Annotated in this window: 17 protein-coding genes; 11 read left to right on the plus strand and 6 right to left on the minus strand. The window is 35.9% G+C overall.

The window, feature by feature from the left end; all coding sequences use genetic code 11:
• The first annotated feature begins 105 nt into the window (after window positions 1-105).
• The 3 genes from AMQ68_RS12465 to AMQ68_RS12475 are packed head-to-tail and all read left to right on the plus strand — an operon-like array spanning window position 106 to window position 2603.
• Window positions 106-705: a TetR/AcrR family transcriptional regulator gene (locus AMQ68_RS12465; RefSeq protein ID WP_054510953.1), complete on the plus strand. Its 600-nt coding sequence runs from the start codon at window positions 106-108 to the stop codon at window positions 703-705.
• A 54-nt stretch (window positions 706-759) separates the two neighbouring features.
• A complete protein-coding gene (locus tag AMQ68_RS12470) occupies window positions 760-2034 on the plus strand; it encodes an MFS transporter (RefSeq protein WP_054510954.1) in 1275 nt (424 codons plus the stop codon).
• Window positions 2035-2042: 8 nt separating this feature from the next.
• Window positions 2043-2603, plus strand: coding sequence for a cysteine hydrolase family protein (locus AMQ68_RS12475; RefSeq protein ID WP_054510955.1), 561 nt, complete (start codon window positions 2043-2045; stop codon window positions 2601-2603).
• Window positions 2604-2650: 47 nt separating this feature from the next.
• On the opposite strand, the gene AMQ68_RS12480 is transcribed toward AMQ68_RS12475, so the two are convergent.
• The 6 genes from AMQ68_RS12480 to AMQ68_RS12505 form a co-directional block, all read right to left on the minus strand.
• The gene (locus AMQ68_RS12480) at window positions 2651-3877 is read right to left on the minus strand and encodes a hypothetical protein (protein WP_123905689.1); all 1227 of its coding nucleotides are present in this window, start codon (window positions 3875-3877) and stop codon (window positions 2651-2653) included.
• A 4-nt stretch (window positions 3878-3881) separates the two neighbouring features.
• Window positions 3882-5741 (minus strand): hypothetical protein, encoded by a 1860-nt coding sequence (locus AMQ68_RS12485; protein WP_054510957.1) that lies wholly within the window; start codon window positions 5739-5741, stop codon window positions 3882-3884.
• A gap of 11 nt (window positions 5742-5752) precedes the next feature.
• The gene (locus AMQ68_RS12490; RefSeq protein WP_054510958.1) at window positions 5753-7723 is read right to left on the minus strand and encodes a type VI secretion system Vgr family protein; all 1971 of its coding nucleotides are present in this window, start codon (window positions 7721-7723) and stop codon (window positions 5753-5755) included.
• 137 nt (window positions 7724-7860) lie between these two features.
• Entirely contained in the window at window positions 7861-8268 is a 408-nt protein-coding gene (tssD, locus tag AMQ68_RS12495) for a type VI secretion system tube protein TssD (RefSeq protein WP_054510959.1), read from the minus strand.
• Window positions 8269-8485: 217 nt separating this feature from the next.
• Window positions 8486-9181: an AcvB/VirJ family lysyl-phosphatidylglycerol hydrolase gene (locus tag AMQ68_RS12500; RefSeq protein ID WP_054510960.1), complete on the minus strand. Its 696-nt coding sequence runs from the start codon at window positions 9179-9181 to the stop codon at window positions 8486-8488.
• Window positions 9178-11754 (minus strand): phosphatidylglycerol lysyltransferase domain-containing protein, encoded by a 2577-nt coding sequence (locus tag AMQ68_RS12505; RefSeq protein WP_054510961.1) that lies wholly within the window; start codon window positions 11752-11754, stop codon window positions 9178-9180. Before AMQ68_RS12505 ends, AMQ68_RS12500 begins: the two co-directional genes overlap by 4 nt.
• A 103-nt stretch (window positions 11755-11857) precedes the next feature.
• On the opposite strand from AMQ68_RS12505, the gene AMQ68_RS12510 reads away from it, so the two are divergent.
• The 8 genes from AMQ68_RS12510 (at window position 11858) to AMQ68_RS12545 (ending at window position 24081) form a co-directional block, all read left to right on the plus strand.
• Window positions 11858-12601 carry a polysaccharide deacetylase family protein gene (locus tag AMQ68_RS12510; protein ID WP_054510962.1) on the plus strand — a complete coding sequence of 248 codons (744 nt, stop codon included), beginning with the start codon at window positions 11858-11860 and terminating at the stop codon, window positions 12599-12601.
• A gap of 561 nt (window positions 12602-13162) precedes the next feature.
• Window positions 13163-13888 carry an NUDIX domain-containing protein gene (locus tag AMQ68_RS12515; protein ID WP_054510963.1) on the plus strand — a complete coding sequence of 242 codons (726 nt, stop codon included), beginning with the start codon at window positions 13163-13165 and terminating at the stop codon, window positions 13886-13888.
• A gap of 18 nt (window positions 13889-13906) precedes the next feature.
• Window positions 13907-15391, plus strand: coding sequence for a xylulokinase (locus AMQ68_RS12520; protein WP_054510964.1), 1485 nt, complete (start codon window positions 13907-13909; stop codon window positions 15389-15391).
• Between the two features lie 111 nt (window positions 15392-15502).
• Window positions 15503-16831 carry a xylose isomerase gene (gene xylA / locus AMQ68_RS12525; protein ID WP_054510965.1) on the plus strand — a complete coding sequence of 443 codons (1329 nt, stop codon included), beginning with the start codon at window positions 15503-15505 and terminating at the stop codon, window positions 16829-16831.
• Window positions 16832-16914: 83 nt separating this feature from the next.
• A complete protein-coding gene (locus tag AMQ68_RS12530; protein WP_054510966.1) occupies window positions 16915-19794 on the plus strand; it encodes a SusC/RagA family TonB-linked outer membrane protein in 2880 nt (959 codons plus the stop codon).
• A 12-nt stretch (window positions 19795-19806) separates the two neighbouring features.
• On the plus strand, window positions 19807-21771 hold the full coding sequence (locus AMQ68_RS12535; protein ID WP_054510967.1) for a RagB/SusD family nutrient uptake outer membrane protein: 1965 nt from the start codon (window positions 19807-19809) through the stop codon (window positions 21769-21771).
• Between the two features lie 238 nt (window positions 21772-22009).
• Window positions 22010-23185 (plus strand): mannonate dehydratase, encoded by a 1176-nt coding sequence (gene uxuA, locus AMQ68_RS12540; protein WP_054510968.1) that lies wholly within the window; start codon window positions 22010-22012, stop codon window positions 23183-23185.
• 80 nt (window positions 23186-23265) lie between these two features.
• Window positions 23266-24081 carry an SDR family oxidoreductase gene (locus AMQ68_RS12545; protein WP_054510969.1) on the plus strand — a complete coding sequence of 272 codons (816 nt, stop codon included), beginning with the start codon at window positions 23266-23268 and terminating at the stop codon, window positions 24079-24081.
• The last annotated feature ends 84 nt before the right edge of the window (window positions 24082-24165 follow it).

Raw genomic sequence — 24165 nt, forward strand, 5'->3', positions numbered from 1 at the left:
ATTCTTTTAGAATGACAATCACTGAATAGTTAAAAATATATTAATTTTCGACTGTATTTTATTTTTAGTCTAAAAAAGTTGTAGATTTGCATTAGAAATTAATTAATGGCTAACGAAAATTTTAAAACTCAGGTAATTACCGCTGCACAAAAACTTTTTCAGGAACGTGGATTGGGGATGGTAACGATGGAAGATGTTGCTAAGGCTGTGGGAAAGGGGAAAAGTACGCTGTATTATTATTTTAAAAGTAAAGAAGAAATTTTTAATGCCGTACTGGATTCCGAAATTAGTGATGTGGTAGTGGAAACATTAAAAAGACTGAGCCTACATGATATTTTCCTAGACAAGTTGAAAGCTTTTGCACATACAAAATTTGAGATGGTTCAAAAAAGAAAATCATTGTATAAAGCCATGGAAGCCGGAATGGATGCTGAAGCATTTTCCCAATATATGGAAGCGAAGAAGCAGATTCATCAAAAGTATTTGCAGAAAGAGATCCTGATTTTGCAACAAGTATTCTTTAATGCAATGCAACGAAATGAAATTCCTGAAATGGATTTAGATCAAACCGAAAAAAAGATATTCCTGTTTCTTTCATCTATAAGAGGGATCAATAGAGAGTTTGTTGTTCATGGAAATCCGGACGATGATGGAAAAGATACCCTAGACTTGTTCTGCGAATTGTATTATCGGGGAATTGGATAATATTTTTTTAATTTATTTTCGACCGATTTTTAATTTTAGTCTAAAAAATACACTATGAATTTTGCGAATGCCTTCAGAGTTTTTAAATCCCGAGATTACCGTCTTTTTTTTACCGGACAACTGATTTCCAGAATAGGAATGTGGATGCAGCGTACCGCCGTAATCTGGGTAATCTATAGCATGACGAACTCTGTGTTGATGGTGGGAGTTGCTACTTTTGCAGAACAGTTTCCTTCTTTTTTGCTTTCACCAGCGGGAGGAATTACGGCAGACCGTTACAATCGATATAAAATTCTGATGGTCACTCAGCTTGTTTCTGCATTGCAGGCGGTTTTACTAACGGCTTTTTATATGTATGGATACCATTCTGTTGCTTTGTTATTGGGATTAAGCCTTATGCTTGGGATTGCCAATGCTTACGATATTCCGGCTCGGCAGGCTATGGTAAATGATTTGGTGAAATCTAAAGATGATCTGCCGGCTGCCATTGCCATGAATTCTTCACTCAATAATCTTACCCGATTACTAGGCCCTGCCTTAGCAGGAATTGTTATTGCCAACTATGGGGCAGCGATATGTTTTGGTAGTAATGCGATAAGTTTTATAGCCGTAATCATTTGTTTAAATATGATTCGTTTTCCGATATACAAAGCTCCTTTGAAGAGGAAAAAACCATGGACAGATTTCAAAGAAGGGTTTTATTATATGAAAAAAGAGCCTGAGATTTCAAGAACATTGTTGCTGTGTAGTTTAGTCAGTTTCTTTGTTATTACCTATAATACACTGCAGCCCTATTTTGCGAAGACCGTATTTCACGGAGATGCAGCAACATACGGATATATGAATGCAGCAGCAGGATTGGGGGCTTTTACGAGTACTTTATTCATTGCTTCACAGAAAAAAACAGGGAATTTGAAAAATATCCTGTTTATCAATCTCCTGCTGTTAGGGGCGGGATTAATTGCAATGTCATTTGTGAAAGTTTTACCGGTTTTTATCCTGTTCTGCTTTATCTGTGGATTTGGAACAATGTCTATCATGCCCATCTGTAATACCATTATTCAGACGGTTTCTGTAGCAGAAATGCGTGGTCGGGTTATTGGTTTTTTTGCGATGGCTACGTTGGGAACACTGCCGTTGGGAAGTTTGGTCATTGGATGGCTTTCTAAGTATATAAGCGCCCAACACTGTCAGCTAGGGCAGGGGATTTTATGTCTCATCATAGGCTTGTTTTTCTACCGATTTTTAATGGATAAAAAGAAAATGGAGGTAAATGATGAGGTCATTAAGAGTCAGCATCAAGAAGAAATTGTATTAAACCATAAATAATATAAAAAATGCAAAACAAAAATTTCACCGCGTTATTGGTTCTCGATATGCAGGAACATCTATTGGGAAGATTAGAAGAAAGTGATAAACTTATCGGAGCGGTATCAAAATCCATACAATATGCCCGAGAAAATAAGATTCCCGTGATCTATGCTGTCGTAGGATTTAGAAAAGGTTTTCCGGAAATAAGTACCCATAATAAAACATTCAGTAATGTACCGCTTGCGTATGAGAAATTAGCGATGGAAGATTTTATGAAAATAGCGCCCCAACTGGCTCCTTTAGAAAACGAAGCTGTTGTTATCAAGAAAAGATTCAGTGCTTTCGTAGGCAGTGATTTAGAAGTTATTTTAAGATCACAAAATCTTAAACATCTTGTAATGTGTGGGGTCGTAACAAGCGGCGTTATTTTGTCTACGGCCTTGGAAGCGGCTGACAAAGATTATCAACTTACCATTTTATCGGATGGTTGTTATGATCACCAACCAGACGTTCACCAAATGCTGATGGAAAAAATATTTCCAAGATATGCAGAGATCCAAACCTGTGAAGAATGGGTGAATGATTAAATGAAAATCCCCAATATAAAGCGTATTGGGGATTTTGTATTTTTCTTTTAATAAGAGAAGCTTTGTATCTCTCTCTCTTTATATTGATCTTTATTAATCGTTTCTTTTTTAACTACTCGCCCAAGTGTATCGAGTGTATAGGTAATAGTTTCTGAATTTGTAAGTTTTTTATCGGTTTCGTTTTTACCATTTTTTAGTGTGTTCGAAAAACTGAACTTATTAACGATTACATTTATTTCATCTGATTGATAAGAATAATTTCGTTCAATATAGAATAATGGGTTTGTAGATGGATCTCTTAACTTTTGCCAGGCTAATTTCTTTTGTTCCTCAATTGTTATAGGCTCCCATTTATCATTAACTAAAATTGAAGCATCAAAAATATTATATTCATAATGCTTTTCTTCCACAATCTGTTCTTTATTGTAGGTATAGATTTTTTTCACAAAATGATTAATAATTTTATTAGGATTATATTTATCTATAGTTCCAGTATATTCAATAATGCCTACAAGTTTATTATTAGAATCGTATTGGTATTCTTTTACTGAAGTTTGGTCATTATTATATTTTTTTTCAATCTGCTTTAGAGAATTGTAGTGGTAGTTTAAAATACTCTTTGATCCATCAGCATCATTTTTTATCTCCTCTTGGGTAACTTGCCCTTCTGTATTATACTGAAACTTTGTATGATATTTAGTAGTATTACTTTCAATAATATAGGCATTTTCATCATATTTATTTTCAATAATTATTTCTCCATTTTCTTCAGTTTTTAAAAGTTGTGCAAATTTGTTATAATAATAAATTACATTGTTTACTTTTACCTTACCATTTTCATCAGGATATTCTCTTTTCTCATTATTAACTAATCCTAAATCATTAATTCCATTTTCTCTAGAAAAAGTTCCTATACCTGTTCCTACATTTCCCATGGCAAATGTGTAATTTTCCTCTGCTTTTTTAGGAAGGAAATATAAAAAATCATTTATTTTAAATAAATTTAATGAATAAGTCAAGTCTGGGAAATAAACTGTATATAGAGCTTTTTTTAAATCAATTGTAAATAATTTATTTCCTTCAGGATTATATAAAAAGACTTGATCATTTATCTTTTCAAAGGCGATCTTATGATTCGGAAATTCTTCTTTCATTGTAAGCTGCTTAACGTCAGTATTTGTTTCTTTATTGTATGTCTTAGACTGGCAGGATATCATAACTGAGCCTGCAGAAACTAATAGACAAGATATATGGAAGTGGAAGTATGTTTTCATTATTTTATTTTTTTACTAATTCTATTAAATTAGGATCTTTACTCATAATATCCCATTGAAATTTCCATAAAGCAATCTTATCTTTAATTATAGGCACATCATTTTCAGGATTTTTATCTTGATTTATTGGATTATGGTTATAGTCCATGATATTATCCGTTGTGCCTTGGGTAATTTTAATTCCCTCGGTAACCCAAGATCCATCTCTCTTTAAAAAAGTGTGAGGTAAACTAAAAGTATGCCCTGCCTCATGAATAAAAGTTGACATTCCTGCTTGAGGAGTAAGCATTGCAGTATCTGCTTCATATGAAACATCCTCTGCTTCACCTCCTAAAATAAGATTTTTTTTGATATCACTTCTGATTCCAAAGGGTATCAAAAACATAATAAGCTCTTTTTTATCTTTTGTTTCATTTGATTCAAAGGCATTATTAATTTTACTATTAATTCTTGTAGAATTGGCTTCTTCATTTTTATCATTTACAATATAATGAACATGTCCTATTTTGGTCAGTTTTAAGTCATCAAAAAAGGAGTCCATCTTTTCAACATCAATTTCTATTTGTTCATAACTAGCAATGTCTTTTTCTTTATAATGTATTAATGATTGTGAAAATGTATCGATAATTTTCGGTTTAATTTGATCAATAAGACTTGTATAATTATTCATTGCTTGTACCTGTTCTTTATAAAGATCAGTAGAAATGATTTGTCTTTTTAAAGATAAGTTTTTTATATCCTGAAGCTTTTTTTCCTGTTTTGTAATGAGGTCTTCGATTTCTTTTGTTCTTACTGTATTTACAATTGTCTGTGTTGAACTTTGAAGTGCTCTTAAATTTGCAATTCCTTTTGTTAGATTCTGTTCTTTTTCTAATAATTTTTTGTTTTCTATATAGCCCGAGGAAGCTCCTGAAAGATACATCTTATCATCATAGCTATCTACATACATCCAACCTTTAAAAAATACTTTTACATACCGTACTACCAAATCATATTCTACTGAGTTTTTATAAACATTCATAATTCCTAATAGTTCTCCCGGACTTATATAGACTGTTTGAACTGATTGGGGTGGTTTTCCGTTTGCTATCTCTTCCTGTCTTTTTTTTTCCTCTTCTTTTTCCTCTTCTTTTTCCTCTTCAGACTTCTTATGAAATGTAATGATAATAGAACTATGATCTGTAATGTAATCTAAAAATGTTATTCTGACAGTTTTAGTAAATTGCTTTTCTGTACTTTTCGAAACTTCAAAACTATTACCACCTTCATCTGTAAATTCTACTTCTATATTTTTCGTCTCGCAGTTTATATGAATTTTTCCTTCGCTTGGATCTTCAATATAAAAAAATACATCCAGATTATAGCTTTTTGGATTTCCTGATTCATCTTTAGCAAATCCGGAAAACCATGGAACAAAGTATTCCTGCCCATTAATACTTATTAAGGAGTTCCCTCCATTTTTGCCTGCATTTATATAGCCATTTTCCCTAACTGGTATGTATTTTATTATAGAAGAATATTCTGCTTTTAATTTATTTTTTCCACTCAATAATATTTTATCATCATCAAAATTAAAAGGTTCACTGTAGGTTGTTCCATAGTTTCTTCCTGCATACCAATCAAATCCAAAGTCCGGTTTATTATTATAATTATCTTTTCTCCGAAAAATAGCAAATCCTTTTATTGAATTTTTAACTTTTCTTTCATCACTAGGAGGTGTATTATAAGTAACACCTTGCTCGTCTCCTTTTTGTTTTACAAACTTTGAGGCTACATTATTTATAAAACTTCCAGCATTATTTTCGATGTCTTTGCTTACTATCACAGATATCTTTCCTCCTGCTATTTCTATAATATTTCCCATGATATCAAATTTTAAAAGTTAGAACCTTTTTCACCACTGTTATTCTTTACTTCCTTTTGAGCATTATGATGAATTGTCGCTTCCGTAGAAAACGTTTCTATGTCATTGCTTGCATTTCTTTTTACATTTGTTGACTCAGAAGATATATCTTCTTTCGCGACTTTCAAAATATTTGCTGCCAGTAAAGAATAATCACCTCCGGCATTCTGCAATATCATTCCGATTGCAGTGATGCTATGATTGGCTCCAGCATCTTCAGAAATATTTAGTTGAGCATGCATATTGATGTTTTCTCCTGCAGTAATATCCACATTTCCGCCTGCTGTAAATGCAATGTTTTTAGGAGCTGTTATTGATATATTCCCTTGTCCATCCATAAAAAAAGTATTTCCACTCGGATCTATAATTGTAACACTTTTTTCATCATCATTCAGTAAAATTTTGATTCCGCTTTTGGTTTGTATGGATCTCAGTCGATTATTTATGCCACCCCCTAAACCTGTGCCACCATGAAACATTCCTCCCATCACAAAAGGTCTGTCGGGATGCCCGTGTTGGAAATTAATCATCACCTGATCGCCTACTTCGGGAATCGCAACATAGCCACGGTTTTGATTAATCTGATCTGTTCCTCCTGCATCAGGACTCATCATTCGGATAAAATCGGTGGTATCATTAAGCTGCCAATCAAATCGTACCTGAACGCGACCTTGGTTTAAAGGATCGGTATTTGAAATTACCGTCGCAATTTGAGGTTCCGGTCTTGGGATATGAAATTCAGGTTTGGGCATATAGCCCGTTCCTTCGGAAATGGCTTCAAAACTTCCTTTATAATATCCTCTGGCATCTACTTCATGGGTCGTTTCTGTTATCATAAGGGTGGTAAGATGGCGGGTTTTATTAGAATCCCGTACCCGTGTTTGAATATCTGCCACACATCCCGGATGAAGAAATGGAATCGTCGTAGAACCCGAAACATTCATCACGTCAACGGCTTTGCTTCCTGAAGCACTTTTCTGTGAATATTCTACATCCAAATGCGTGGCAGCTTTTATCGGAGCCATTTGTAGAGAAGGCGTTTTGAATATTTTGTCGTTATTGGTATAGGCTGTTTGTGCCAAATCTCCCAAGTGCTGTATCGGCGTATCTCCTGATGTCAGTTTTTCATTTTTGCTACTGTTATAGCCGTAAAATTGAGGTTTTGTATGAACCGCTTTGATTTCTATATTCAGATCACTTACATTACTTCCTTCAATAAGTTGAATGCGATCGCTACTTGGTTTGGGAAGTTTTCCAAAATGCAGCACATAGCCGTCATAATAGAATTGTTCACCATACGCTTCCGCCATTCTCGCCAGATAATTGTAATGCGTTTCATTGTATTGACTGCTGTATAAAATCTGTGAACTGTCGTTGGTGTCAATATTAATATCATAAAACTGCGTATCAATCCCTTGCTTGATCACTTCGTTGGCAATCATCCCTATATTTACAGAACGGTCTCCTCCAAAGCTTTGGGTATGTGGTAAGGTATCAAGCAAAATTCCCGGACTTTTGCCCTTCAATACGATGCTGCCAAGACTCGTTTTCTCTCGACTAAAACCCACTGAAGTAATAATTCCTACAAAAGATGTATTGGGATTGTTTTCTGTTTCGGCATCTTTATATTTGAAACTAACGGTAAATCTTTTCCCTAATAGCTTATTAGCATCTTCCAGATTTTCAGATTGCCTGTTTTCCAAACTGTCATAGGCCAACACAATTTCAAACTCATGATGTCTCACAGTGCTTTGGGTTAATTTAAAATACTTGAAATGATTTATCGGTTTTCCGTCAGCGTGAATCTCAATTCCTACGACGCGGTTAATTCCTGAAATTCTGTTCTCTGTAATGCCAAAGGCATTGTTGTCAGGGGTAAAAGAAGGTTTTCTTAATTTTGAATAGTCTTCATTAGAAGGCAATTCGTTTTCATTTTTTTTCATATTGTGTGTTTTTTTGTTATCGGAAATAATTTTTACTACTTCATAAAATAAATAGAGTATTTAAGTGGGATTGGATGAAAAAGGCCATCATCAATGACAGCCTTTTATGAATTTTGATCTCTACATGTTCATACATCTTAAGAACTTGGCCACAATCCTTCATAATCAGAATTACCATACTTGATCTGCTCTGCACTGATCACAAAACTAATCAGCATAGAATTTTGATCTACTGCATCAAAATCTACTTCATGTTGAATGACATATCCATTTTCCCAGTTCAGGGTAATTAATGTTCCTTCTTCATGAGATTTGTTGAAAGTAACTTCTCCTGTTGTTGGTTTGTATTTGCCGTTTAATAAACTTTCTAAGATTTCAGATTTCTCTGTAGCCTCGATGGTAAGCTTAATAATTGCGTTGGATGGGTCTGATGCTACACGTCCTGAAACGTCTGTAGATCTTGCGACACTGTAATTCAGTTTTAATAACTTTTGACCCTCGCTTCCGTTGAATTTTAAAATTCCTCTTGAATTTTTTTCCGCCATAATTTCTAATCTTTAATTGTTAATACTTTGTTTTTCAATGCATTGTTATAACGAATATAGATACCACATTTTAAATGAAAAAACTTTTTTAGCATTATTTCATATTTTGTAGTAGTTCTACTACTGACAAACGTTAGGTAGGGAAATGGTCGATTTAGGAAAAATAAATTATAATGTAGAGAACTTTATATCAGAAAAATAGGCTTGGTTTAATTTTTTAAAGCGAAGTGTCATTTTTCAAAACCTGCTGAATATATCCGGACAGTATTTTCGTATTATTCCCATAATGATGGTCTCCCAGAATATGTTTCATTTGATAATTGGTCGTAAGATTGATTTGCTGATAAGGGAAGTGGGCAAATTCAAAATTGCTTAAAATTAAGGTGAGTGGAACATTCTTCATTTTATTGATCTCCGGAATTACAGGAAGACTGCCTTTAGGCTCCATTCCGAAATATTCTTTAAGATGGATTTTAAAATCAGTGGTTTTTGAAGGTCCGACGATGAAAACATGCTGGATTTTCTTTTTAAGATGATCTGTAAAATGATTGTACACAAAAGACGTAACATCAGCTCCAAAAGAATATCCGATGAGAATTACATCCTGATTTTTTCGTCCATGAAGTTGTTTAACGATATATTTTTCAATGGCCTTAGAGGTTTGCTCAGGAGTTTTCTGCTCCCAAAAATAAATCTTTGTATTTAATGCAAAAACATCATATCCCATAGCGTGGAAATCTGAGCCAAGTCCTTTTGAAAAAGAATTAAAACCTGCATCTCCACTTATATAAAAAATAATGGGCTTATGGGTGTGAGAATTCCATGAAGTGATTTGAAAATCATCTTTGTAAGTACAAGCGAAGAGAAAGAGCATGGGCAAAACGCTCAAAATAAGTTTGAATGGATTTTTCATGGTTTCATCACTTTATTAAGTGAAGCCGGAATTTGCAGCAAATCGAAATCACTGTTATAGACCAAATATTTATTTTCCCACGTATCAGCATATTTTTCCTTAAAGTTTCTAAGGGTCTGATACGATTTAAAACTGCCGATTCTCTGGTAGGCAAACTGTAAAACATCCTCGGCAGTATTGCTTGGTTCCTGCATTCCTGCCATGGGGGTCATTCCCATATTAATATATTTCAGGTCTTTTGCTTTGGCATATTCCACCAATTTTACAATAAGAAGATCTGTACTGCCTCCAGGAGCATCTTCTGTTTTTCTAATCATATCATAACTGCATTCATCAGGTGCACAGTGAGGAATGATGTTCAGAAAAGCAACGCAATTACGCTCAGAATCCAAGATAAGAATCAGGTCTTGAAGTTTTACCGTTTCTGCGTCAAACATTCCTTCTGCAAATACAATTTCTTTTTTATCAGATTCTGTCAACCATAAATCAGATACTTTTTTAATTTTCTCAATAATTTCTTCTGAATGTGGGGCATGTAATATTTCAGCTGAAAATCCGGATTTTTCTAATCCGTTAATACTGTTTCGAATAGATTTTCTGTCTTTTCCGGTAAGAGTGAATTTATCGGCATCCAATATCGCATCCTGTCCAATAAAAAGTTTTTGTTTTCTTAATGGGTTAAAATAGATCAATCCGCTTTCTCCAACTCGATAGTAGCAGGTCTTTAAATTATTAGCCAAACAGTAATCATCAAACTCACGGATAAGATGGGTTTTGTCTTTTTCCAGGCACACAGGTTCTTCAAGCACAACGGCAAATCCATTGGCTGTTCTGAAGGATACAAACCCTTGAACATCTTCAGAGAAATAGAACTGCTTTTCCTGAGTAAGCTTAAAATAATCTAAGGAAGAGTTTCCGTATTCCTGTACCAGATTTTGTGCATTGGTTTGATTTTCATCGTCGTCCTGTTCAATATGAATATTCATTCTGTAAAAGGAGAAAATAAGGATAAGCCATGATGCTACCCCTAAAATATAGTTAAGATCCTGAAAGTCCCTTGCAAAGTGAGTGTTGGGAGTAAGCCCCGAATCTCTAAACAAAAGAAAGGTATGTAAAGTGTAATATATGGCCTGCTCTTTTGTGAAATCAATTCCAAAATGTTTGGCACTGATAAAATAAAAGGCAACGCAGTCGAAAATAAAGATGATGGTGAATATTCCTAAAAATGAACTGAATCCTCTATGGATGGATATTCTTTTTGCTTTTAAAATATATTCTTTTCTGCTGTATATCAATAAAGCTAAGGTAAACACGGCGAATAAAGCTTCTTCATAATCCAATGCTTTTGTAAGATTAAATACTGCCGAAGTAATGGTAAGCATCAGGGCAAAATACCATGCTCTTTTAGAGCCACGGAAAAGATTGGCGGAGGTTACCAATAGCAAAACACCGGAAATAAGCGTCAGTATTTTAGAAAGATGGATCGCTTCCATCGGTAAATAGTTTTTCAGCAAATGGATTCTGTCGGCCAATGCCGGAGTAATCACTGAAAGGATATTAATGATTCCCAACAAGAAAATCATAAAAACAGGCAGCACTCTTGCAAACAGCTTTCTTCCGCTCCAGAGATAAGAAACAATTCCCAATACTAATGGAAGCCAGAACTCGAAAAAACGATAGAGGAGTGTTACGCCTAAACCATCAGAATGGCTGTATCCAAAATTAGCAAGGATAAAAGTTAATGAAAACTCTACCGCTCCCAATCCGCGAAGAAATGGCGAAACAATCATTAACAATATGGAAACAACATACGAAATTGCCGCTGCAGCAAATGAAGCGGGAACACCAAATGCATACATGGCGATCAACAGATGAAGAACGCCACAACACTCAATGGCTATAGAAACAAGAACGGTATACCAAAATTGTTTTTGATCTACTTCACTATTAAATATTTCCTCAGCAGAACTGATGGCACTTGGGAACTTTTTCTCAAAAAATTGATAGGCCGCGTTTTTCTTTCGGAATGAAATAAAGATAAAATAGCATAAGAGCAAAACAGCCGTCAGTGCAGAAATTCCAAACCAACTATCATTGAAGTTTTTATTAATAAAGATGGCATAACCAATCAGCGGAATCCCAACCATTAAAACAGTGAGTAAACCTACAAAGCCATAAACGGCACTTGCCTGATGAATTTTAGAAGATTTATACCCTTTGGTTCGTATATTTCTTGGAAGATAAGCCAGAGAACTTACGCCACCAGCCGGAAGAAAGATGCTCAGAAAATTTCGCTTTAGAAATAACCCGATGGCATCAGGTAGTTTTATATCCAATCCGGTGCTTTTAAAACTGGTTACATACATCAGCCCTTGCAATGCAACATATATAAATGTTAGTGCTACTCCGGATAAGATCCACCAAAGATCAGCATTTTTAAGTTCGGGACCAATGGATGCCATTTCGTGTCTTTCACTTCTGAAAAATACAAATGCCAACAGTAAAATAATAACGGCTAAAACTTCTTTCCAGCCTACTTGTTTAATAATTTTTGAAATTTTCGTGATCTTCATAGATGGATCTGCTTTACAGGATTAACAACAGTTAAAATCCTTGAATAAAAATAAATAAAAAATCTTTAGCAGTTGATTATATTTGCAAACAAATCACATCATTATGAATAAGCCAGTTACACTTATAATTTCTGCTTTCACGATGGTATTTAGTCTTGCAAATGCTCAAAAAAATACCACAAGTTCTAATAAATGCTATATCTATCTCACTTTTGATGATGGCCCTCTGAATGGAAGTGAAAATATCAATACAATCATTTTACAGGAAAAAATTAAAATAAGTGTTTTTATGGTGGGGGAGCATGTGATTAAAGATAAGCAAATGGATACCTACGCAAAATACTATGACGAAAATCCATACATTGATGAATATAACCATAGTTTTTCTCACGCCAACAATCATTATGAAGCTTTTTACAGCAACGTTGATAAATCGGTGAATGATATTGTATACAACCAATCCTTATTAAAATTACCGTATAAGATTGTCCGTTTGCCGGGCCGTAATATGTGGCGTCTTGGAGGGAAATCGAAGAATGATGGCACTAGCGGAATACAAACTGCAGATCAGTTGGGAAAACTAGGATACAAAGTTGTTGGCTGGGATATAGAATGGCAGCATCGCCCTAGCGATGGTACACCTATACAATCTGTAGATGAAATGTATAATTCGGTTAAAAATCTATGTTCATCAGATAAAACATTTACAAAGAATAATGTGGTAATGCTGATTCATGATGAAATGTTTCAAAAAACATGGGAAGAGTCAGAGCTTAAACAGTTAATTGATCTTCTTCGCCCAGATTCTAATTATATCTTTGAGCAGATGAAATTTTATCCTCAATAAATGGCATATCATATGAGTTTCCTTTAAATAGGTTGAATCTATTATTTATTAATGATAATGGATTGCTATCCAGTTTACTATCCTATTTGTTGGGTGAGTAAAACGTATAGGTAAACGGTATATTTACCTATTAATTCTAAACAGGAGAATTTTATGATCATTTTTCCATTAATTATGTTATCATTCTTATGAAATTGTATGATTGATGTAAGAAATGGTTAAAATATTCATTATATTTTTGGTTATTTTACACTTTAAATTGTGATTTTGTGTCATATTTTGAAAAAAAATCAAAACAATTTACAATTTCTCTTATCATATTTTTACTTTTCTAAAAGATTCATTTTCTTGCCTGTTTTTTCAAAGGTAAATCGCTCTTAATGAATTCCTTTTATATTTTATATCATTATTCAGATGATAACCTTATCATAAATTGTATGTCATTCTTATCATATAAAATCGATATGTAAGCTATTGATATGCAGTTGGTAGTGTTGATTTTATTTTTTTATTTCAATTGAATTTTTATATTTGTGATGTTACGTAAATGTTAACATAGAAATGATTCCAAACTTTATTCATACATATGTGTCTGTAGACTGTGTCGTTTTTGGTTTTGACCTTGAAAACCGACTGAACATATTATTGGTACAACGCCGCATGGAAGATGTGCCTGCAGAAAGACAAAGAAAATTGCCGGGTAGTTTAATACTCAGTGATGAAGATGTAGATGGGGCAGCAGAAAGAGTGCTTCACGAACTTACAGGGATTAAGAAAATGGTTCTTAAGCAGTTCAAATGTTTTGCAGATCCTTTGCGTGCCAGTAATCAGGATGATATAAAATGGATGGATACGGAATATAAGCATCACATCGACAGGATTATTACGGTGGCCTATCTTTCTCTTTGTAAGATTGATCATAAAATTAACAGCACAAAATACGATACGGTAGATTGGTTTCCGATAGATGAGGTTCCGTCATTGCCATTTGATCATAACAAAATCATCAGTGAGTCTTTAATTGAGATCAGAAAATGGATAGAATCCGACTTTTCTATTATTTTCGAATTGCTGCCAAAAAGATTTACCATCAGACAATTATACCAGTTGTACAGCGCATTGAGTGAGAAACAGATCGATATTAAGAATTTCCATAAAAAAATATCCTCGTTCAACTATATCATTCCGTTGGAGGAGATAGAAACCAACGTTTCGCATCGGGCTGCAAGATATTACAGATTTGATGCTAAGATTTTTAAGAAGAATAACACTAAACTAATCAAATAAATCCCCCTTTTTGAAATCATGTATTTACTAGGATATGACATAGGCAGTTCTTCTGTAAAAGTTTGTCTCATTGAGGCATCCAGCGGAAAGATCGTTGCATCAGACTTTTCTCCAAAAAAAGAAATGAAAATTACTGCGGTACATCCGGGGTGGGCAGAGCAAAATCCTTCAGAATGGTGGCTGAATCTTAAGCTGGCACACGAATCGGTGATGCATAACTCAGGAATAAATCCTGAAGATATAAAAGCCATCGGGATCACTTGGCAAATGCATGGATTGATCTTGGTTGATAAAGATCAGAATCTGCTGCGCCCTTCGATTATTTGGTGTGACAGCCGCGCGGTTCCTTACGGTGAAAAGGCGTTTCAGGAAATCGGACCGGAAAAATGTCTGTCTCATCTTTTAAATTCACCAGGAAATTTTACCGCTTCAAAATTAGCTTGGGTTAAAGAAAACGAGCCCGAAATTTTTGATAAAATTGATAAAATAATGCTGCCTGGAGATTATATTGCTATGAAGCTTTCAGGAGAGATCGGAATGACAATAGAAGGTCTTTCTGAAGGGATATTTTGGGATTTTAAAAACAATTGTATCTCAGAAGATGTGATCAACTATTATGGAATTCCTAAAAGCTTTTTCCCTGAAATTATTTCGACTTTCGGAATTCAATCAACGGTTTCGGCAACTGCTGCTCAGGAATTGGGCTTAAAAGAAGGAACGCCGATTTCTTACCGAGCAGGAGATCAACCCAACAATGCCTTATCATTAAATGTTTTCAATCCAGGCGAAATCGCTTCAACGGCAGGAACTTCAGGGGTTGTGTACGGAGTTTTAGATCAATTGGAATATGATAAGCTATCAAGAGTAAACACTTTTGCTCACGTAAATCATACACAGGAATTAACAAGATTGGGTGTTTTGCTTTGTATCAACGGAACAGGAATTTTAAATTCTTGGCTAAAACACAATTTTGCAACGTCACTTTCTTCGTATGGAGATATGAATGATTTAGCATCACTTTCACCCATTGGTTCTAAAGGATTAAGCATCATCCCTTTCGGAAACGGAGCTGAAAGAGTATTAGAAAATAAAGATACGAGCTGTTCGATCCATGGAATTAATTTTAACATCCATTCAAAAGGAGATATTCTCCGTGCCGCACAGGAGGGAATTGTATTTTCCTATGAATACGGAATGAACATCATGAGAAATATGGGGATGAATATTCAGGTCATTCGTGCAGGAAATGCCAATATGTTTTTAAGTTCAATTTTCCGCCAATCGCTGGCCAGTGTAAGCAACGCGGTGATTGAACTTTATGATACTGATGGAGCGGTGGGAGCTGCCAGAGCCGCAGGAATGGGAATTGGTTTTTATGCCGATTCTAAAGAAGCGTTTTCTTCGCTTGAAAAAATTGCAGTCATTGAGCCGGAACAAGAAAAAAGAGAACAATATCTAGAAGCCTATTCGAGATGGACAAGGCATCTTAACGAAATAGTATAATCCACCTTACAACGGAATTTTCCATTGTACTTACTGAAGTTTCAAAATCAGTGAGCAGGGTATTCTTATGCCAAATTGTAACGAATAAATTAAAAATAAAATCAAATACATATGAACATTTTAACAGAAACAAAAGAGTTTTTTTCAGGAGTTGAACAAATAAAATTTGAAGGTAAAGAAAGCAGAAATCCTATGGCATTTCGCTATTATGAAGCAGACAGAGTGGTCATGGGAAAACCCATGAAAGAATGGATGCGTTTTGCAATGGCGTGGTGGCATACCTTATGTGCAGATGGGAATGATCCTTTCGGTGGAGCTACGATTCATCATCCTTGGAACAAAGGAAATGATGCAATTTCAAGAGCAAAACATAAAATGGATGCAGGTTTTGAATTCATGTCTAAAATAGGTTTCCAATACTATTGTTTCCACGATATAGATTTAATAGAACCCGGAAATAACTGGAAAGAATACGAAAGCAATATGCAGGCAATTGTAGAATATGCCAAAGAAAAACAAGCTGAGTCTGGCATCAAACTTTTGTGGGGAACAGCGAATGTATTTACGCATGAAAGATACATGAACGGAGCATCTACCAATCCAAATTTTGATGTGGTGGCGTGCGCAGGAACTCAGGTTAAAAATTCTATTGATGCTACAATCGCTTTAGGCGGAGAAAATTATGTTTTCTGGGGCGGAAGAGAAGGATATATGAGCTTATTGAATACTGATATGAAACGTGAAAAAGACCACTTGGCCCGTTTCCTTTCCATATCTCGTGATTATGCCCGTCAACAAGGTTTTAAAGGAACCTTCCTGATCGAACCTAAACCAATGGAGCCTACAAAACACCAATACGACTACGATTCTGAAACAGTAATCGGATTCCTGAGACATTACGGATTAGATAAAGATTTTAAATTAAATATCGAAGTCAACCACGCAACACTTGCCGGACATACTTTTGAACACGAACTTCAGGCAGCAGTTGATGCCGGATTATTGGGAAGTATTGATGCCAACCGCGGAGACAACCAAAACGGATGGGATACAGATCAGTTCCCTGTGGATTATCACGATTTAGCGCAGGCTTGGTTGGTATTGCTTCCGGCGGGAGGATTAGGAAATGGCGGGATTAATTTTGATGCAAAGATCAGAAGAAATTCTATTGATGCTGATGATTTATTCATCTCTCACATTTCAGGAATGGATGTTTTTGCGAAAGGATTATTAGTCGCTGCCGATATTCTTGAAAATTCTGATTACAAAAAACTTCGTACAGATCGCTACGCTTCTTTCGACAGTGGAAACGGAAAAGCTTTCGAACAGGGAGGTCTTACGTTGCAGGATCTTCAGAGAATTGCCCATGAAACAGGAGAACCTCAGCCAAAAAGCGGAAAGCAAGAATTGTTTGAAGCCATCGTGAATATGTACATCTAAAAAGACTAAAAGGCTGCTATAAAAACACTAAGGATGTCTCATTAATAGCCTTTTTATTTAACCTAATATTTAAAATAATAATTATGAACCGATTTTATTTTGCTAAAAGTAATAAAGCAGCATTGTTTTTTGCAATGGCTTTATTGCCGTCAAGCTTAGTGTATTCCCAGGTTAAAAAAGATACTATTGAAAAGGAGAAGAAGATAGATGAGGTGGTTATAATAGGATATGGAAAGCAGCGAAAAGAAGCCGTAACAGGATCAGTAGCCTCAGTGAAAGGAGATGTACTGAGAGAGATTCCTTCAGCGAACGTGAGTCAGGCCTTGCAGGGAAGAGTGGCCGGAGTAGATATTTCACAGACTTCCAGTAAACCGGGGGCTCCGATGCAGATCAGAATCAGAGGAACACGTTCTCTTACAGCAGATAATGACCCGTTAATCGTATTGGATGGAATTCCTTTTCCGGGATCATTGGCAGATATAAGTCCGAATGATATTCAAAGTATGGATATCCTGAAAGACGCTTCTGCAACAGCAATTTACGGATCTCGTGGAGCCAATGGTGTTATTTTGATTACCACTAAAACAGGTAGAAAAAACCAAAGGGCAACGTTCACTTATAATACCTATACAGGAATTACCTCTGTTTTTTCTAAATATCCGATGATGGATGCTCAAAAGTTCATCAAATTGCGTCAGGATGCAGGCCTTTTTGTACAGCCTGGAAGTGATGAATCTAATAGTGTAAATACAGACTGGCAGGATCTCATGTATAAAAACGGAATCGTTACCAATCATGATGTAGGGATTTCCGGAGGTACAGAAAAAAGCTCCTATAACTTTGGAATGAGTTATTACAATGAGCAATCTGTTCTTCCAGGGCAAAATTTTGAGAGATTTAATTTAAGAGGAAGTCTTGATCAGGATTTGGGTAAATATTTCCGGGTGGGGATTACTACAAACAATGCATATACCGTAAATAAAGGAAGTAATTTAGGTCTTTACAATACATTAAGTACGACGCCTATTGCCAATCCTTATAATGCAGATGGAAGCTTAAAACAACGTGTTGTAATGTCGGCAGATACGCAATATGTATACACCAGAGATGGAATTGAAAATTTAGGAGATGCATGGGTAGATAAGGCCATATCATTCAGTTCTTATAATAATTTCTTTGGAGAGTTTAAAGTTCCATGGGTAAAAGGATTAACATTAAGAACAAATATGGGGCTCAACTTTAAAACAACCAATACAGGAAGTTACACAGGAGAAGGGGTCTTTAGTTCAGAGCCGAATAATTTATCTACAGCCGCTATTGGGAATTCTTTACTGACCCATTGGGTGAATGAAAATATTTTAACCTACGACAGAACTTTTGCCGGCAAGCATAAAGTAAATGTGGTGGCTTTGCAGTCTCAGGAACAAAGAACATTCAACAGTTCATACATCACGGCAAGAGATATTCCGACAGATCAGTTTCAGTTTTACAATCTGGGTCATGCTCAGGGTGAAATTACAATTAATCCGGATAATCAGGGATATTATAAAAGAGGACTTAGATCTTGGATGGGGCGTGTAATGTATGAATATGACGGAAAATACATGTTTACTGCTTCCATAAGAGGAGATGCTTCTTCGGTATTGGCACCGGGATATCAATGGAATATCTATAATGCTTTCTCAGCGGGTTGGAACATCGCTAAAGAGAAATTTTTAAAAGATTCTAAAGTGGTTAATAATTTAAAGCTGCGTTTCGGGTATGGGGAAACTTCTAATCAGGCTGTAGCTCCTTATTCTACTTTTGGACGATTAACTACTGAGCCGTATAACTTTGGGAATGCCAATGCTATTGGGACATATGTTTCTACGTTACCGAATTCAAAATTGGGTTGGGAATTTTCAGAAACGCTTAACTATGGGTTGGATTTCGGATTATTGAATAATAGATTAACGGGTACGGTAGAATATTACACAACGAATACCAAAAATTTATTGTTGGATGTTAAATTACCTGCTACTTCAGGGGTAAACAGCTACACAGGAAATGTAGGATCTACAAGTAACAAAGGGATAGAGATTTCATTAAACGGAGCTATTATCAGCAATCCTAATGGTTTTTCATGGGATTTTGGAGTTAACTTTTATTCAAACAAAAATAAAATTACCTCATTGTCAGATGGAGAAACCAGAAACACAGGAAACTGGTGGTTTGTTGGGCATTCAATCAACTCAATTTATGATTATCAATATGTTGGATTATGGCAGGCAGGTGATCCTTACATCAATATTCTAGAACCTACCAATATTCCGGGTGAGGCAATAGGCTCCATTAAAGTTTTATATACCGGAGGTTATAATGCAGATGGAAGCCCGGTAAGAGCGATTAATGCAGAAGATCGACAGATTTTAAATACAGATCCTGATTTTCAGGGTGGTTTTAATACCAGACTGGCATTCAAAAATTTTGATTTAAGCATCGTGGGTGCTTTCAAAAGTGGAGGTATTTTGATTAGTACATTGTATGGAAATACAAGTTATCTGAATATGTTAAGCGGAAGAAGAAACAATGTAGACGTTGATTATTGGACTCCTGAAAATACAGATGCTTATTATCCAAGACCGGGGCATTATCAAAGCAATAATAACCCGAGATATGGCAGTACATTAGCTTATTTTGATGCTTCTTATCTTAAAATCAGAACCATAACGTTAGGATATAATTTTACGCAGGGAATTTTCAAAAAAGCAGGAATCAGCAAGGCGAGAGTGTATGCCACGGTGACCAATCCGTTTGTGTTTTTCTCTCCTTATCATAAGGCATCGGGAATGGATCCTGAAACGAATTCTTACGGGAATGAAAACCAGGCAGTCAGCAATGAGATTCCATCAAGATTCTTAACGATAGGCACCAATACACCGTCATTGAGGAATTATATGATTGGTTTAAACTTAACATTCTAAAAAATGAGTCACATGAAAAAATTCAGAATAAATACGACAGCAAAAATTTTGCTATGTACGGTGGTCTTTTCAAGTTGTTCCAATATTTTGGATGAGGAACCCCGTAACATTTATACTCCCGAATATTTTGAGACTGAAGGTGGAGTTTTGGGTGGCGTTACCTCAATGTATGCCCATTTACGATACATTTATGGAAATGGATATTGGTTAAATGCCTGCGAAACAGGAACGGACGAATATACGTATGGTCATGCTGGTGATGGAAATTTCAAAGATATGGATATGTCGGGAGCGGGAAATTTAACAGCTTCCTCCAGCCGTGCTGATGTATTATGGAATAATGCCTTCAGAAATATCAATACCGCCAACGGAGTGATTCAAAAAGGTTCGGGAGTGGGAGTTTCAGATGCTATCATTGCGGAAGCTAGATTTTTCAGAGCATTTGATTATTTTATGTTGGCTCAGACCTTCGGGGGAGTTCCTTTAGATTTAGGTTCAGGAGAATTACAGTTTAATACCAGTACATCCAGAGCTTCTAAAAGAAATACGGTCCCTGAGGTTTATTCTAAAGTTATATTTCCTGATTTGGTAAAAGCTCTTGAAGATTTACCTAATGTACCTCGTGTTACCGGAGGAGTTACAAAAACGGTGGCAAGATTATTTTTAGCGAAAGCGTATCTTACGTATGGATGGTGGTTACAAAATCCTAATGGAATTGATACCTATCCACAAGCCAGTAGAGTAGATCCTAACGGACAAAACCCACAATGGTATTTTCAGCAGGCATATAATATTTCTTTAGATGGTATTAATAATGCGGGCTCTATCTATGGTTTGCAGTCTACGTATTACGATGTGAATTTAGCGCAAAACGATAGAAATAAAGAAATGCTTTTGTATGCAGATCATACAGAATCCAGTGAATATTATGACGGTTCAAGTCATTCTTATAACACGGGATCATCTCCGGGAAATTTTGCTGCTTGGATGACCACTTGGGATTATACCTTCCTTGAAAGTTCACCAAATCCGCAGTGGCAGTTTTCTTCTCAGACTAATATTAACCCTGTAAGATCGGTACAGAGGGAAGCATCACAAGCGTATGGTAGACCTTGGAAAACAATGGCTCCAACCATTGAAGTCGTTAAAAATACATTTGCCAATAAAACGCAAGATTCAAGATATGATGGAACCTTCGTAACAACATTCAGAGCAAATTGGCAGAAAGTTCCTTTAAATTATACAACTTTATACGGTGCCAACGGGTTGCCTGTGCAGCCGGGAAGTGCTATTCTTAGTTTCCTTAATGATGATCCGGCACAGGCTATAGACTACTCTAATACCACTTATAAAAGTAATGTAGGAGCAGGGGTTCTTCCGGGAAGAGCAGATTTTGTAATTGCTCCGGGGGGAATCAGCAGATATGCCTATCCCAATCTTTGGAAGATCGGAACCTACCGAACAGATAACGGAACAGGCCTTGGACAGCCTAATGGAGGAATTACCCGTCCGTTTCCTGTTGCAAAATTCTCCGAATTCTATTTCATAGCAGCAGAAGCAGCAGTAAAAGGTGCTTCGGGTGCAATGAGTCCGAGAGATTTAATTAATGTAATCAGAGCAAGAGCGGGAAAATGGCGTTGGGACAACAACGGAAATGTAGCGAAAGTTGAAGATAACAGTGGAGCAATGATTGCCGCTACCCCTAATTCTATTACGATAGATTATATTTTAGCAGAAAGATCAAGAGAATATTATGGCGAAGGATACAGATGGTTTGATCTGGTGCGAACTCAAAAATGGGCTAATATCGCAAAAAACTATAGCATTGGTGGAACTGCAGTAGGAAATCATACCCCTCAAACTTTTACCAGAAATATCTCCAATCATTTGTATTTAAGACCCATTCCTCAGGATCAGATAGATAAAATGCAGGGTTCTGCGTCAGAATTAGCAGCCTATCAAAATCCGGGATATTAATAAATTTTTAGATTCATATCAGTTACAAAGTAGGTGATTCGACCCACCTGCTTTGTTTAATTTTTATGAACTGTAAAAGAAGCAAAAGCTTAATGTAGCATTATTTCCAAAGGGTTCAAAGAGTACACGTATTCGTCCTTATCTGAGCTGTTTCAGGTGAACAGGAGCCTTGACAAGGCTTTTAGAAAGTACTCACGAATTTTAAATAGAAAAAATTAAAAGCAGAAAATCAAGAATTATGGAAAAAACATGGCGTTGGTTTGGTGAAAAAGACAAGATTAAATTAAATATGCTCCGTCAGATTGGTGTTCAGGGCATCGTTTCGGCTCTTCACAATATTTCTAACGGAGAAGTTTGGTCTTTGGAAGCCATTAATGAATATAAAAATTATATTGAAAGTTTCGGACTTCGTTGGTCTGTGGTAGAAAGTCTTCCCGTAAGCGAATCCATCAAATACGGAGGGCAAGACAGAGATCAGCTCATAGACAACTATATCAAAAGTTTAGAAAATTTAGGCAAAGCAGGCGTTACAACGGTTTGCTACAACTTTATGCCGGTCCTGGATTGGGCACGTACAGATCTTTATCATGAATGGGAAGACGGTTCATCGTCTCTCTATTTTGATAAAGCCAAATTTGCTTATTTTGAAATTCATATTTTGGAAAGAGAAGGTGCTGAAAAAGACTATACGCCTGAAATTCTTATCAAGGTTGAAGAATTAAAAAAGACCATCACAGAACACGAAAAGAATGATTTAATTGATTCAATTATTGTTAAAACACAAGGTTTCGTTAACGGAAATATCAAAGAAGGCGATCAAAATCCGGTGGGTATTTTTAAAAGTTTATTGGCTTTATATGACGGAATCGACAAAGATCAGCTTCGTCAAAACATGAAATATTTCCTCGAAAAAATAATGCCTGTCTGCGAAAAATGGAATATCCAAATGTGCGTACATCCCGATGATCCACCGTTTTCTTTATTAGGGTTACCAAGAATCGTGACTTGTGAAGAAGATATTGATTGGTTTTTAAATGCAGTCGATAATCCCCATAACGGACTGACTTTCTGCACAGGTTCTCTAAGTGCAGGATTGCAAAATGATGTTCCGAAATTGGCACAGAAATATGCTTCCCGTACAAAATTTGTTCATCTCAGAAGCACCAATGTTTTTGAAAACGGAGATTTTATCGAGGCGCATCATTTGGAAGGCAGAGGAAAAATTATCGAGGTCATTAGAATATTTGAAAAGGAAAATCCAACCTTACCCATGCGTATCGATCACGGTCGATTATTAACGGATGATATTGATAAAAGCTACAATCCCGGATATTCATTTTTAGGAAGAATGCTCGCTCTCGGACAAATCGAAGGCGTAATGGCAGCCGTAAAAACCGAAATAAAATCAAACTAAGAAGTCCCAAAAGGACGACTTAACAAAGGATAGGATACAATCCTATCAAATCAATCAAAAGATTAAAAAACCAACAAGCAATGAACGAAATATTCAGCATAAAAGATAAAGTAGCCGTTATCACAGGAGCCTCAGGAGTTTTGGGAGGAACGCTTGCCAAAAGTTTTATAAAAGCGGGTGTAAAAGTAGTGGCGTTGGGAAGAAATCAGGAGACGTTGGACATTCGTGTAAAAGAATTAACAGAACATGGCGGTGACGCTTTTTCTGTTGAAGCCAATGTGATGAATATCGAAAGCCTTGAATTGGCATCAAAAAAAATCCTTGAAAAATATGGAAAAATAGATATTCTGCTCAATATTGCAGGTGGAAATATTCCTACAGCAACACTTTCTCCCGATCAGTCGTTTTTCGATCAGAACTTGGATGGATGGAACGAGGTAACTAATCTCAATATCAATGGAACCGTCTATCCAAGTTATGTTTTCGGAAAAGTAATGGCAGAACAGGGAAGTGGAAGTATTGTGAACATTTCTTCAATGGCGGCGTATTCTGCGATCACGAGAGTAGCAGGATATTCTGCAGCAAAGTCGGCAATTACCAATTTTACCCAATGGTTGGCGTCAGATGTAGCATTGAAATTTGGTGATAAAATTCGTGTTAATGCGATTGCTCCAGGATTTTTTATAGGCGATCAAAACCGATCAATCTTATTAAACCCAGACGGATCCTTAACCGATCGAAGCAAGAAAGTCATCGCGAAAACACCAATGGGGCGTTTCGGTGATGCAGAAGAACTGAACGGAGCGGTACAGTTCCTTTGTTCAGATGCTGCAAGTTTCATCACTGGTGCTTTATTACCTATTGATGGAGGTTTCAGCGCATTCAGTGGAGTTTAAATTAATCACAATTATTTATACAGTTACTCAGCAAGGTCATTTATTATTAGTGTGACTTGACCTTGCTGTTCACAATGGTGACCT

This window comes from Chryseobacterium sp. ERMR1:04 (assembly GCF_001297705.1).
In the GTDB taxonomy this organism is placed as follows: Bacteria; Bacteroidota; Bacteroidia; order Flavobacteriales; family Weeksellaceae; genus Chryseobacterium.

What these genes read in the sequence shown, in the direction of transcription:
- AMQ68_RS12515 (WP_054510963.1), top strand. Translation starts at nt 13,163, where the DNA reads ATGATTCCAAACTTTATTCATACATATGTGTCTGTAGACTGTGTCGTT.
- uxuA (WP_054510968.1), top strand. Translation starts at nt 22,010, where the DNA reads ATGGAAAAAACATGGCGTTGGTTTGGTGAAAAAGACAAGATTAAATTA.
- AMQ68_RS12535 (WP_054510967.1), top strand. Translation starts at nt 19,807, where the DNA reads ATGAAAAAATTCAGAATAAATACGACAGCAAAAATTTTGCTATGTACG.
- AMQ68_RS12510 (WP_054510962.1), top strand. Translation starts at nt 11,858, where the DNA reads ATGAATAAGCCAGTTACACTTATAATTTCTGCTTTCACGATGGTATTT.
- AMQ68_RS12500 (WP_054510960.1), bottom strand. Translation starts at nt 9,181, where the DNA reads ATGAAAAATCCATTCAAACTTATTTTGAGCGTTTTGCCCATGCTCTTT.
- AMQ68_RS12545 (WP_054510969.1), top strand. Translation starts at nt 23,266, where the DNA reads ATGAACGAAATATTCAGCATAAAAGATAAAGTAGCCGTTATCACAGGA.
- AMQ68_RS12490 (WP_054510958.1), bottom strand. Translation starts at nt 7,723, where the DNA reads ATGAAAAAAAATGAAAACGAATTGCCTTCTAATGAAGACTATTCAAAA.
- tssD (WP_054510959.1), bottom strand. Translation starts at nt 8,268, where the DNA reads ATGGCGGAAAAAAATTCAAGAGGAATTTTAAAATTCAACGGAAGCGAG.
- AMQ68_RS12530 (WP_054510966.1), top strand. Translation starts at nt 16,915, where the DNA reads ATGAACCGATTTTATTTTGCTAAAAGTAATAAAGCAGCATTGTTTTTT.
- xylA (WP_054510965.1), top strand. Translation starts at nt 15,503, where the DNA reads ATGAACATTTTAACAGAAACAAAAGAGTTTTTTTCAGGAGTTGAACAA.
- AMQ68_RS12520 (WP_054510964.1), top strand. Translation starts at nt 13,907, where the DNA reads ATGTATTTACTAGGATATGACATAGGCAGTTCTTCTGTAAAAGTTTGT.
- AMQ68_RS12475 (WP_054510955.1), top strand. Translation starts at nt 2,043, where the DNA reads ATGCAAAACAAAAATTTCACCGCGTTATTGGTTCTCGATATGCAGGAA.
- AMQ68_RS12505 (WP_054510961.1), bottom strand. Translation starts at nt 11,754, where the DNA reads ATGAAGATCACGAAAATTTCAAAAATTATTAAACAAGTAGGCTGGAAA.
- AMQ68_RS12485 (WP_054510957.1), bottom strand. Translation starts at nt 5,741, where the DNA reads ATGGGAAATATTATAGAAATAGCAGGAGGAAAGATATCTGTGATAGTA.
- AMQ68_RS12465 (WP_054510953.1), top strand. Translation starts at nt 106, where the DNA reads ATGGCTAACGAAAATTTTAAAACTCAGGTAATTACCGCTGCACAAAAA.
- AMQ68_RS12480 (WP_123905689.1), bottom strand. Translation starts at nt 3,877, where the DNA reads ATGAAAACATACTTCCACTTCCATATATCTTGTCTATTAGTTTCTGCA.
- AMQ68_RS12470 (WP_054510954.1), top strand. Translation starts at nt 760, where the DNA reads ATGAATTTTGCGAATGCCTTCAGAGTTTTTAAATCCCGAGATTACCGT.